This is a genomic window from Phyllobacterium pellucidum (genome assembly GCF_013327855.1).
Taxonomy (GTDB): Bacteria; Pseudomonadota; Alphaproteobacteria; order Rhizobiales; family Rhizobiaceae; genus Phyllobacterium; species Phyllobacterium pellucidum.
Window position 1 is genome coordinate 426634 of record NZ_JABUMX010000001.1, and the last position, 12138, is coordinate 438771.

Here is a 12138-nt window from a genome sequence, read left to right on the forward strand (position 1 = left end):
TGTCTCAGGCGTTGAGCGCGGCGACTGCCGCATCGATGTCTTCCGGCGTACCGATGGCGACCCCGGAAATGTCCTTGTTGATACGGCGGGCAAGTCCGGACAGTACTTTGCCGGCACCGATCTCATAGAGCGTCGTCACGCCATTTGCGCCGAACCACTCGACGGTTTCGCGCCAGCGCACCTGGCCGGTGACCTGCTCGACCAGCAGCCGGGCGATTTCATCGGCGGATGTGACAGGCGCTGCGCGCACATTGGCAATGAGCGGCACGATCGGATCCTGCATGCGCACAGCGGCGAGCGCTTCGCGCATGGCCTCCGCCGCCGGCGCCATCAGTGCCGAATGGAAGGGCGCGGATACGGGCAGCATGATAGCGCGTTTTGCGCCCTTCGCCGTTGCCAGCGCCGCCGCCGCCTCGACAGGGGCCTTCGCCCCGGAAATCACCAGCTGGCCGCCGCCATTGTCGTTGGCGATCTGTACTGGTCCCCCGGCAGACGCCTCCTTGCAAACGGCTTCGACATCGGCGTGCTCCAGCCCGATGATGGCTGCCATAGCGCCCTCGCCGGCGGGAACGGCCTTCTGCATGGCATTGCCGCGAATACGCAGAAGCCGGGCCGTGTCGGCGAGCGAGAACGTGCCGGCCGCGCAAAGTGCCGAATATTCGCCGAGCGAATGCCCGGCAACGCAGGCGACCTTGTCCTTCAGCGAAACACCCTTTGCCTCAAGGACGCGCAGGACGGCAATGGAAACCGCCATCAGCGCCGGCTGGGCATTGGCTGTCAGGGTCAGGGTCTCTTCCGGGCCTTCCCAGATGATTGCCGAGAGCTTCTCGCCAAGGGCTTCATCCACCTCGTCGAACACCGCACGCGCTTCAGCGAAGTTGTCCGCCAGCGCCTTGCCCATGCCGACGGCCTGGCTTCCCTGCCCCGGGAAGGTAAATGCTATGGACATGGAAGGGCCTCCAATCGTTCGCTCGCTTGTCAATCTGACGCGCGATGTGCCTATCGGCAAGCGCGAAGTCAAGCTTTGATGCTGCAGCGGCCGGCAAGCCCACAGTATTGAACCAATTGTTATATTGACTGCGACGGCTGTATTTGGGCAAGCTCGCGCGAAATCTGAGGCCTCAATCGGCTTTCAATCGTCTGATCCCGCTGCATCGAATATTCTCGGACGGGCGGGTTGCTTCTTTGACCTTTTGCCCGTATAAGCCGCCCGTTCATTGCTCGGCGTCAGCTGGGGGCTGAACGGAGGGCCGGATCAAGCATCCGTCGAAGCTTAAAGCTTCAGCCTCCCGTGTCTCCGCTCTCGATCGTCTCCATCAGCGTCCTTTCTTCCCCGGTCCTCCGGCAGAGAGATTCGCAGAGGTTTACCGTTGATACCGGGCAATATTAACGAAGAAAGGCAAAGACAATGGCTCTTTATGAACATGTGTTCCTTGCCCGACAGGACATTTCGCAGCAGCAGGTCGATGCGCTTGTAGAACAGTACAAGGGCATCATCGAGACCAATGGCGGATCAGTCGGGCGTATCGAAAGCTGGGGACTGCGTGCCCTCACCTATCGTATCAACAAGAACCGCAAGGCGTATTACTCGCTTCTCAACATCACTGCTCCGGCAGCGGCTGTTGCCGAACTCGAGCGCCAGCAGCGCATCAATGAAGACGTCCTGCGCTTCATGACGATCCGCGTCGACGAACACGAGGAAGGCCAGTCGGCCATGCTCGCACGTCGCGACGATCGCCGTGACCGTGACGACAACAAGTTCGGTGGCCGCGACGACGATCGTCCGCGCCGTCCGCGTCGTCCGCGTGACAACGAAGCCGGTGAAGGAGCAGAATAATGGTTGATATCAATCAGATCCCGACCCGCCGTCCCTTCCATCGCCGCCGCAAGACCTGCCCGTTCTCGGGTGCGAATGCGCCGAAGATCGACTACAAGGACATCAAGCTCCTGTCGCGCTACATTTCCGAGCGTGGCAAGATCGTTCCTTCCCGTATCACGGCTGTCAGCCAGAAGAAGCAGCGCGAACTCGCCCAGGCGGTCAAGCGCGCACGTTTCCTCGGCCTCCTGCCCTACGTTGTGAAATAAGACAAGACCGAAGGCGGCAGCCCAGCCGCCGCCTTCCTTGCCATCCGCGATGGGCGCGGGCCTGGCGAACAAAAAACCCAAGTTGAGGCTCTGGTCGAAGAACCGCCTCTAACTGCTCAAGAAGCAGGACAGCGAGCGAAATGAAACTGACTGCAAAAGATATTGGCGTTGGAGTAATGGCGGGGCTCGCAGCCGCGCTGCTCTCGGTCGGCGTCATCACGCAGTCGACGCTCGCCATGGCGCTCCTGCTCTTTTCCCCGCTTCCGATTTTCGTTGCCGCCCTCGGCTGGGGCACCGGCGCGGGCTTCATTGCCGCCCTCTCCATGGCCGTTGCCGTTTCGGTGCTTGCCGCACCGACGGCCGCCATCGTCGTCGTGCTTATCACGGCGCTGCCCGCCGCGGCAGCTTCCTACTTCATTGGCCTTGCACGTCCTGCCGAAGAGATCGGCGGCCCAAAGGATACCTATGTCTGGTACCCGATCGCCGACATGCTGCTTCGCCTCGCGCTGATCGTCGGCGCAAGTTTCGTCGCCATCGGGGTGATGATCGGCTTCGGCGATGATTTTGCCGCGCAGCTTGCCGCGTCGCTTGGACAGCAGCTTGCCGCGAGCAATCCAGAACTTGCCGCCAATGCGGAAGCCGTTCAGGACATGGCGCTGTTCGTCGTGCGCGTCCTGCCGGCCATGCAGCCGGCCGTCTGGGTGATGATCATCGTCGCCAATCTCTACCTTGCCCTGCGACTCACCGCAGCGTCGGGCAAACTGCGCCGTCCGAGGGATGACTGGCCGCGCGCCCTGCGCATGCCCCGCCCGGCGCTCGCCGTCTTTGCCATTGCCTGTGCCGCGTGCTTCCTTCCGGGCGGTATCGTCTATGCCGCGACCGCCTTTGCCGGCGCCCTTGGTGCCTGCTTCATCATGGCCGGCTTTGCCATGCTTCACGCACGGACACGCGGAGCCGCGTGGCGTCCTGTGGCGCTATGGTTCGCCTACTTCGCCGTGATGCTCTTCGTCTTCGTGCTTTTCTTCTTCCTTCTCGCCGGTCTGTTCGACACATCGCGCAGCGCGCCGGTTTCGAAGGCTGCGAATACAACACCCAACAACGACAATTGAACTTGAAAGGAAACTCAAAATGGAAGTCATTCTTCTCGAACGTATCAGCCGCCTCGGCCAGATGGGCGACACCGTCAAGGTAAAGGACGGCTTTGCCCGCAACTTCCTCCTGCCGCAGGGCAAGGCTCTTCGTGCAAACGAAGCCAACAAGAAGAAGTTCGAGGGCCAGCGCGCCCAGCTCGAAGCCCGCAACCTCGAGCGCAAGTCCGAAGCCCAGGCAATTGCCGACAAGCTCAACGGCAAGACCTTCGTCGCCATCCGCTCGGCCGGCGAGACCGGTCAGCTTTACGGTTCGGTATCGACGCGCGATATCGCCGACCTGATCACGGCCGAAGGCTTCTCGCTCAACCGCAACCAGGTTGAACTCAACCTGCCTATCAAGACGATCGGCCTCCACAAGGTCGTTCTCGCCCTGCATCCGGAAGTTGAGGCATCGGTCACGATCAACATCGCCCGCACGGCCGACGAAGCCGAGCGTCAGGTAAAGGGCGAAGACCTTACCTCGGCTCAGGCGATCTACGGAATTGAAGAAGCACCGCTTTCGGACGAATTCTTCGACGAGGACGAAGAAGGCGAAGAAAACGCCTGATAGTACTTCGGTTACCATCAGGTAACTGCTTTACTTGAGTCGCACAAAACACCCGGCAGAGATGCCGGGTGTTTTTTTGCTTTTCAGAATGAAAAAATTGAGTAGATTTACTTGTCCTACCCATGCCCGACCTAGACTCAAGGTTGAGTCTTCTAGAGCAAAGGATATCCAAATGGCACCATTCTGCCGGAGGAAATTCGGGATACGGTCAAAGGGTCCGGCTAGACCGATCGCATCGGTCGAGCCAAAGCCCGCAGAATTTATTCCGAATCTGCCCGGAACGCCGGGTTTCCGCCCAAGAAGACATACCTTTTGGACATCCTTTGCTCTGATGGCCGAGCTCTATCGTCAATGATGGAGATTGTTCATGAATGCCATTCTAAAGGCTGCACTATCACGTCTGATCCACACTGGTACCCTTGTAATAACGGACGCCTCGGGCAAATCCCGGACGTTTGGCGATGGAACGGGCGAACCGATCGCCTTTCGCATCAACAGCGCCGCCGCAGAGCGGAAAATCGCGTTCGACCCGTCGCTGCACTTTGCCGAAGCCTATATGAACGGCGAAATCGACGTTCTTGACGGCAATATCTACGATGTCCTCAAGATCATATTCGAGAATACCGGGGCAACGGTCGCCCGGGAACCCTGGATGCTGGCAATCGAAGGCATCCGCCGCGCCACGCGCAGACTGCACCAGATGAACACGCTGACCCGCGCATCGAACAATGTGCAGCGGCACTACGACCTTTCGGGAGACCTTTATCGTCTCTTCCTCGACAGCGACATGCAGTACTCCTGCGCCTATTTCGAGCGCCCTGACGCGACCCTCGAAGAGGCGCAGCTCGCGAAAAAGCGCCATATTTCCGCAAAGCTTCTCGCCAGGAAGGGCCAGAAGGTGCTCGATATCGGCTGCGGCTGGGGTGGCCTCGGGCTTTACCTTGCCAAATATCTCGAAGCAGACGTTACCGGCGTCACGCTTTCGCAGGAGCAGCATGGCGTCGCCAACAAGCGCGCCTTCGACGAGGGCCTCTCGGCGCGCGCGCGCTTTGATCTGCGCGACTATCGCACGCTGGAGGACGGTTTCGACCGGATCGTTTCCGTCGGCATGTTCGAGCACGTGGGCGTCGGCCATTTCGCCGAGTATTTCCAGCACACGGCCCGACTTCTGAAAAAGGATGGCGTGTTCCTCCTGCATTCCATCGGCCGTTCGGACGGTCCGTCCTACACGAATGCGTTCATCCAGAAATACATCTTCCCAGGCGGCTATATCCCGGCCCTGTCGGAAGTCGTCCCGCATATCGAGAAGGCAGGCCTTGTCGTCACCGATATCGAGATATTGCGTCTCCACTACGCCGAGACGCTGCGTATCTGGCGCGAGCGCTTCATGGAAAATCGCGAACAGGCCAAGGCGATCTACGACGAACGCTTCTGCCGGATGTGGGAATTCTATCTCGCCGCCTCGGAAGCGGCTTTCCGCTGGCAGAACCTCGTCGTGTTCCAGATCCAACTGGCGCATCAACAGGAGGCCGTGCCGCTGACCCGCGACTATATATTCGAGGCAGAAAAGCGGCTGAGGCGTCTCGAATGCGAGCGCAGTTCCGCCAACAGCCAGGTCAATACGAAGGAGTCGGTAGCGGGGCGCTAGGCCGCCCCTCTTCCCCTTCGCCATCATCTTGCGCCCGGAATGCCACCAAGACCATTGGCGAGCCTGAACTGCCGTTATCGTCGGTCCGTCCCGAGGATCCACTCCCCACGAAAGAATCAGTGCTGGTCTCACTTTAACTGTGCGGAGTGGCCAGCGGTCGCACAGCTTATTGCCGCCTGCATTTGCACAATTTCCTACGCCGGGTGTAGATTCAGGAGGGCGAATCGCGCCCCGAATCTGCCTCTCTGAGTCAAGCTTCAAACAATCCGAGTCTGCTTTTGTTGTGGATTGAAATGTATGTTTCGACCCCGCATTGCGCGGTCAAATGACCGGTGGCCATAGTGAAGGGATAACAGGAAAAAGCGAAATGGCTGAAGCAACGGTACGCAAGATCAATGAGGCGCGCGACGCCTTCTACAGGGAGGCTCCCAATAATATCGAGGCAGAGCAGGCCCTTCTGGGTGCCATCCTGGTCAACAATGATGCGTTCTACCGCGTTTCCGATTTCCTGAAGCCGACCCATTTCAACGAACCTTTGCACCGCAAGATTTTCGAGATCTCATCCGACATGATCCGGATGGGCAAGATGGCTAATCCGGTGACGCTGAAGACCTTCGTGCCGGCCGACGAGAAGGTCGGCGACATGACGGTCATGCAATATCTCGCCCGTCTCGCGGCCGAAGCGGTGACAATCATCAATGCCGAGGATTATGGTCGCGCCATCTACGATCTTGCGACCCGCCGCGCGCTGATCACCATCGGCGAGGACATGGTCAATATCGCCTATGACGCTCCCGTCGATGTCGCACCGCAAGGCCAGATCGAGGACGCTGAGCGGCGGCTGTTCGAGCTTGCCGAAACCGGCCGGTACGATGGCGGGTTCCAGACCTTTACCGACGCGGTGAAGTCCGCGGTCGACATGGCCAATGCCGCCTTCATGCGCGACGGCCACCTCTCCGGCATCTCCACCGGCATACGCGCACTCGATGCGCGCATGGGCGGGCTGCAGCCTTCCGACCTTATCGTACTCGCCGGGCGTCCCGGCATGGGCAAGACCTCGCTTGCGACCAATATCGCGTTCAACATCGCTGCGGCCTATGAGCCGGAACAGCAGGCGGATGGCAGCTTCAAGGCCAAGAATGGCGGCGTCGTCGGCTTCTTTTCGCTCGAAATGTCGTCGGAACAGCTGGCGACGCGTATTATTTCCGAGCAGTCGGAGATCAGCTCCTCGAAAATCCGCCGAGGCGAAATCAGCGAGGCCGATTTCGAAAAGCTGGTCGCCTGCTCGCAGCATATGCAACGCGTGCCGCTCTATATCGACCAGACCGGCGGTATCTCGATCGCCCAGCTTGCCGCAAGGGCACGGCGGCTCAAGCGGCAGCGCGGGCTCGACGTTCTCGTCATCGACTATATTCAGCTGATGCAGGGCTCTTCCAAGCGCGCCTCGGAAAACCGCGTTCAGGAAATCACCGAGATCACAACCGGCCTGAAGGCACTCGGCAAGGAACTGAACACGCCGATCATAGCCCTCTCCCAGCTTTCCCGCCAGGTGGAAAGCCGTGAAGACAAGCACCCGCAGCTTTCGGACTTGCGCGAATCCGGCTCGATCGAGCAGGACGCCGACGTCGTGCTTTTCGTTTATCGCGATGAGTACTATATCAAGAACAAGGAGCCGAAAGTAGGGACGGAAGAGCATTTCAAGTGGCAGGCCGATCTCAACGAGGCTTCAGGCAAGGCGGAAGTCATCATCGCCAAACAGCGCCACGGCCCGACGGGAACCGTGAGGCTTGCGTTCCAGTCAGAGTTCACGCGGTTCACCGATCTTGCCGAGGATTCGCATCTTCCAGAACGATTCGAGTGATGATTTGAACAACAAGACCAATGTGACCACGACCGGCGCCGACCCGCGGCTGGCCGGTGGACGCCTGACCATCGACCTCGATGCTCTCATTGCCAACTGGCAGCTGCTCGCGGAGAAATCGAAGCCAGCCGAAACATCGGCCGTGGTCAAGGCCGACGCTTATGGGCTCGGGATCGTGCATGTCGTGCCCGCCCTCTGGCAGGCTGGCTGCCGCAGCTTTTTCGTCGCGCTTGCAGAAGAAGGTTTGCGGGTCAAAGCCGTTGCGCCGGATGCGCGCGTGTTCGTCCTCAACGGATTTTTCGAGGGCGCATTTCCCGCCTACGAGCAATCTGACCTCATCCCGGTTCTCGGATCGCCCCACGAAATCGAGCTTTGGGAGCGCGCAAATTCCGGTCGTCCCGAGCCGCTGCCATTCGCCTTGAATGTAGATACCGGTATGAACCGCCTCGGGCTGACGGTTGACGAGGCGCTGGCATATGCCGCAAGGCCCGGCGCACCCGCCCCGGTGCTCCTGATTACCCATCTTGCGACGGCCGACGACACAGCCCACGCCTTGACGGCCAAGCAATTTGAATCATTTCAAAAGCTTCGAGCCGCTTTCAAAGGCATTCAGTCAAGTATCGCCAACTCGCCCGGCGTCTTTCATACCTTGCATACGGGCTTCGATTTGAGTCGCCCGGGCGTTGCCATGTATGGCGGCGAACCGCTGTCCGGCGTTGCCAATCCGATGCGTCCCGTGGTGACGGTGAAGGCGCGCATCGTACAAATCCGTAACGGCCGCAAGGGGGAGACGGTCGGTTACGGCGCCACGGCGACGCTCGAGCGCGATACGCGGATTGCGATCTGCTCGGTCGGCTACGCCGATGGCTACCTCCGCTCGGCTTCGGGAAGCGGCGTGCCGCTACGCAACACTGTCGCCAAGGGCGGCGAAGGGTTCATCGCCGGCCAGAAAGTGCCGGTGATCGGCCGCGTAACCATGGATCTTACCTCGTTCGACGTGACGGATCTTCCCGAGGAGGCGGCAAAGCCCGGGGACTTCATCGAACTGATCGGCGCCAACATTGCGCTCGATGAGGCCGCACGCGCCGCCGGCACCATTGGCTATGAGATGCTTACCAGCCTCGGCAATCGCTATCACCGCCGCTATCTTTATTCGGGAAAGCGCAGCTGATGGCGAAGGCCCGGGTTCAATTCATCTGCCAGAACTGCGGCGCAGTGCATTCACGCTGGGCGGGGAAGTGCGACGAGTGCGGTGAGTGGAACACGCTGGTCGAGGAAGGCACCTCCGGCGGGATCGGGAGCGGCCCGGGACGCCTTTCGGCCCGCAAGGGCCGAGCCGTCGCCCTCACCAGCCTTTCTGGCGAAATTGAGGATGCGCCGCGTATCCGATCCGGGATCGGCGAACTTGACCGGGTGACCGGGGGCGGATTTGTACGCGGTTCCGCCATTCTCGTCGGCGGCGATCCCGGTATCGGCAAGTCCACATTGCTGACACAGGCGGCAGCAGCGCTGGCGCGGCGTGGAAACCGCGTGGTCTACGTCTCGGGCGAGGAGGCGGTGGCGCAGATCAGGTTGCGCGCGCAGCGCCTCGACGCTGCGGACACCGATGTGCAGCTAGCGGCCGAGACCAATGTCGAGGACATTCTGGCGACTATCGCCGATTCGAAGCGCCCCGACCTCATCATCATCGACTCGATCCAGACCCTTTGGACGGACGCGGCCGATTCGGCGCCCGGCACGGTGACGCAGGTACGCGCCGGCGCACAGGCGATGATCCGCTATGCCAAGCAGACCGGCGCCGCCGTCGTTCTCGTCGGCCATGTCACCAAGGAAGGCCAGATTGCCGGTCCGCGCGTCGTCGAGCATATGGTCGATGCCGTGCTCTATTTCGAGGGCGAAGGTGGCCATCACTACCGCATCCTGCGCACGGTGAAGAACCGCTTCGGACCCACTGACGAGATCGGCGTCTTCGAAATGTCCGACCGCGGCTTGCGCGAAGTTGCGAACCCATCCGAGCTTTTTCTCGGCGAGCGCAACGAAAAATCCCCGGGCGCAGCAGTGTTTGCAGGCATGGAGGGCACGCGCCCGATCCTCGTCGAGATCCAGGCGCTGGTTGCGCCGTCGACGCTCGGAACACCGCGGCGCGCGGTCGTCGGATGGGACGGCAACCGCCTGTCGATGATTCTCGCCGTGCTCGAAGCCCATTGCGGCGTTCGGTTCGGCCAGCACGACGTTTATCTGAACGTCGCCGGCGGTTATCGCATTACTGAACCGGCCGCTGATCTCGCCGTCGCCTCTGCGCTGGTTTCCTCTATCGCCGGTATTGCCCTTCCGGCCGATTGCGTCTATTTCGGCGAAGTCAGCCTATCGGGCGCCGTGCGCCCGGTTGCACATGCTGTACAGAGACTGAAAGAAGCAGATAAGCTTGGCTTCAAGCAGGCGGTTCTTCCCAAGGGAAGCAACGATGTTGCCAAGAACGGCAATGCCGCTCTGACCGAAACGGCTTCGTTGCCGGACCTTGTGGCCCGGATCGCGGCTTCGGGACCAGGCAAGAAACAACGCGCAGACTGACCGGATGGGGCCATCGGGCAGTGACATGGGGATGAAAGTAAATGCCGATTACGTTGCTTGACGGAATTCTATTGGGCATCACCCTCGTATCGGCGGTCCTCGCCATGGTGCGCGGATTTTCGCGCGAAGTGCTGTCGGTTGTTTCCTGGGCAGCGGCGGCAGCGGCCGCCTATCTCTTTTACAAGCCTGTTGTTCCCTTCCTCACCCCGTACATCAGCAACGACACCATCGTGCAGATTGCAGCGGCGGGCCTTGTCTTCGTCGTCACGCTGATCGTCGTGTCCATTATCACCATGAAGATTGCCGATTTCATCATCGACAGCCGCATCGGCGCGCTCGACCGCACGCTCGGCTTCCTGTTTGGCGCAGCGCGCGGCATACTTCTCGTTGTCGTCGCCATGCTGTTCTTCAACTGGCTCGTGCCGGAAAACCAGCCAGCCTGGGTTGGAAACGCCAAATCGAAGCCGATGATCGACCAGCTTGGCGCGAAACTTGTCGGCCTTCTGCCGGAAGATCCCGAATCGACCATCCTGAAACGGTTGAAACCCGGCACGACCGCGCCGGAAGCATCGCCCGACGCGACGACTGCGCCGGAACCGAAGGAAGATATCCCGCCGGAAGGTGGTGCGACAAACCAGTGACTTGGAGTCTTGGCGCTTATACACCATATAGGGGCTTCGATTGACACGTGGACGCGGGTCCTGCCCTGTTAGTCGATTGCCTCCTATGGCATAATATGAATTAGGCTCAATTGAATCTGCGGCGAAAGGCTGGCGGTAATGACCGACATTTCTCGTGACGATACCCAATTGATGTCCCTCGATGACGACACACTGCATGAAGAGTGCGGTGTGTTTGGCATTTTGGGGCACACCGATGCGGCCACGCTGACGGCGCTCGGATTGCATGCGCTGCAGCACCGCGGGCAGGAAGCTGCCGGTATCGTTTCCTACGACGGACGCCAGTTCTGCTCGGAGCGGCGCATGGGCCTTGTCGGCGATCACTACACCAACCCCGCCACGCTTGCCCAGTTGCCGGGCGACAGGGCCATCGGCCATGTGCGCTATTCGACGACGGGCGACACGGTTCTGCGCAACGTGCAGCCGCTCCTCGCCGAGCTTGAAGTCGGTGGCATCGCCATCGCCCATAACGGCAATTTCACCAATGGCCTGACGCTGCGACGCCAACTGATCGCCGACGGTGCGATCTGCCAGTCGAATTCCGATACGGAGGTCGTCCTCCACCTCATCGCGCGCTCGCGCCATGCCTCGTCCAGCGATCGTTTTATCGACGCGATCCGCCAGATGGAAGGCGGCTATGCGATGCTTGCCCTCACCCGCACCAAGCTGATTGCCGCGCGTGATCCGATCGGCATCCGCCCGCTCGTCATGGGCGAACTCGACGGCAAGCCGATCTTCGCATCCGAGACCTGCGCGCTCGACATCATTGGCGCGAAGTTCATCCGCGACGTGGAGAACGGTGAAGTCGTCGTCTGCGAGATCCAGCCGGACGGCTCGATCAGCATAGACGCCTTCAAGCCGCAGGCTCCAAAGCAGGAGCGCCTCTGCCTGTTCGAATATGTGTATTTCGCCCGTCCTGACTCCGTCGTCGGCGGCCGCAACGTCTACACCGCGCGCAAGAACATGGGCATCAACCTTGCCAAGGAAGCGCCGCTTGAGGCCGATGTCGTCGTACCTGTTCCAGATGGCGGCACACCCGCCGCGATTGGCTTTGCCCAGGCCAGCGGTATCCCGTTCGAGCTCGGCATCATTCGCAACCACTATGTCGGACGCACCTTTATCGAGCCGACGCAGTCGATACGCGCTTTCGGCGTGAAGCTGAAGCATTCGGCCAACCGTGCCGTCATCGAAGGCAAGCGCGTCGTTCTCATCGACGACTCGATCGTGCGCGGGACAACGTCGGTCAAGATCGTGCAGATGATCCGCGATGCCGGGGCGAGCGAAGTTCATATTCGCGTCGCGAGCCCGATGATCTTCCACCCGGATTTCTATGGCATCGACACGCCGGACGCCGACAAGCTCCTCGCCAACCAATACGCCGATCTCGACGCGATGTGCCGTTACATCGGCGCGGATTCGCTGGCGTTCCTGTCGATTGACGGTCTCTACAAAGCCGTCAGCGGCCAGCCGCGCGATTCCCGTACGCCGCTGTTCACCGATCACTATTTTACTGGCGACTATCCGACCCGCCTTCTCGACAAGGATGGTCCGAGCAACGTCCACAAGCTCTCGCTTCTCGCAAATAACGGTTGAGT

At 60.6% G+C, this 12138-nt stretch carries 11 protein-coding genes; 10 read left to right on the forward strand and 1 reads right to left on the reverse strand.

What is annotated here, in order from left to right; genetic code table 11:
• Positions 1 to 4: 4 nt before the first annotated feature.
• Positions 5 to 949, reverse strand: a complete 945-nt coding sequence (gene fabD / locus HQ945_RS02070) for an ACP S-malonyltransferase (protein WP_113281937.1) — start codon at positions 947 to 949, stop codon at positions 5 to 7.
• Between the two features lie 459 nt (positions 950 to 1408).
• Here fabD and rpsF point away from each other — a divergent pair, with 459 nt between their 5' ends.
• From rpsF to purF, 10 genes are all read left to right on the forward strand, one after another.
• Positions 1409 to 1837, forward strand: a complete 429-nt coding sequence (gene rpsF, locus HQ945_RS02075; RefSeq protein WP_027229802.1) for a 30S ribosomal protein S6 — start codon at positions 1409 to 1411, stop codon at positions 1835 to 1837.
• Positions 1837 to 2085, forward strand: coding sequence for a 30S ribosomal protein S18 (rpsR, locus tag HQ945_RS02080; RefSeq protein ID WP_174207613.1), 249 nt, complete (start codon positions 1837 to 1839; stop codon positions 2083 to 2085). The genes rpsF and rpsR overlap by 1 nt, the downstream gene beginning before the upstream one ends.
• A 140-nt stretch (positions 2086 to 2225) precedes the next feature.
• A complete protein-coding gene (locus tag HQ945_RS02085) occupies positions 2226 to 3194 on the forward strand; it encodes a DUF2232 domain-containing protein (RefSeq protein WP_174207614.1) in 969 nt (322 codons plus the stop codon).
• Positions 3195 to 3213: 19 nt separating this feature from the next.
• Positions 3214 to 3783, forward strand: coding sequence for a 50S ribosomal protein L9 (rplI, locus tag HQ945_RS02090; RefSeq protein WP_091919068.1), 570 nt, complete (start codon positions 3214 to 3216; stop codon positions 3781 to 3783).
• Positions 3784 to 4150: 367 nt separating this feature from the next.
• A complete protein-coding gene (locus HQ945_RS02095; protein WP_027229806.1) occupies positions 4151 to 5431 on the forward strand; it encodes a cyclopropane fatty acid synthase in 1281 nt (426 codons plus the stop codon).
• Positions 5432 to 5798: 367 nt separating this feature from the next.
• Positions 5799 to 7292, forward strand: a complete 1494-nt coding sequence (locus HQ945_RS02100; protein WP_027229807.1) for a replicative DNA helicase — start codon at positions 5799 to 5801, stop codon at positions 7290 to 7292.
• A 4-nt stretch (positions 7293 to 7296) separates the two neighbouring features.
• Entirely contained in the window at positions 7297 to 8463 is a 1167-nt protein-coding gene (gene alr / locus HQ945_RS02105) for an alanine racemase (protein WP_174207615.1), read from the forward strand.
• Positions 8463 to 9863 carry a DNA repair protein RadA gene (gene radA, locus HQ945_RS02110; RefSeq protein ID WP_113281940.1) on the forward strand — a complete coding sequence of 467 codons (1401 nt, stop codon included), beginning with the start codon at positions 8463 to 8465 and terminating at the stop codon, positions 9861 to 9863. The genes alr and radA overlap by 1 nt, the downstream gene beginning before the upstream one ends.
• Positions 9864 to 9904: 41 nt before the next feature.
• Complete coding sequence (locus HQ945_RS02115; protein ID WP_027229810.1) at positions 9905 to 10504, forward strand: CvpA family protein; 600 nt, start codon at positions 9905 to 9907, stop codon at positions 10502 to 10504.
• Between the two features lie 138 nt (positions 10505 to 10642).
• On the forward strand, positions 10643 to 12136 hold the full coding sequence (gene purF / locus HQ945_RS02120) for an amidophosphoribosyltransferase (RefSeq protein WP_091919071.1): 1494 nt from the start codon (positions 10643 to 10645) through the stop codon (positions 12134 to 12136).
• Positions 12137 to 12138: the final 2 nt, after the last annotated feature.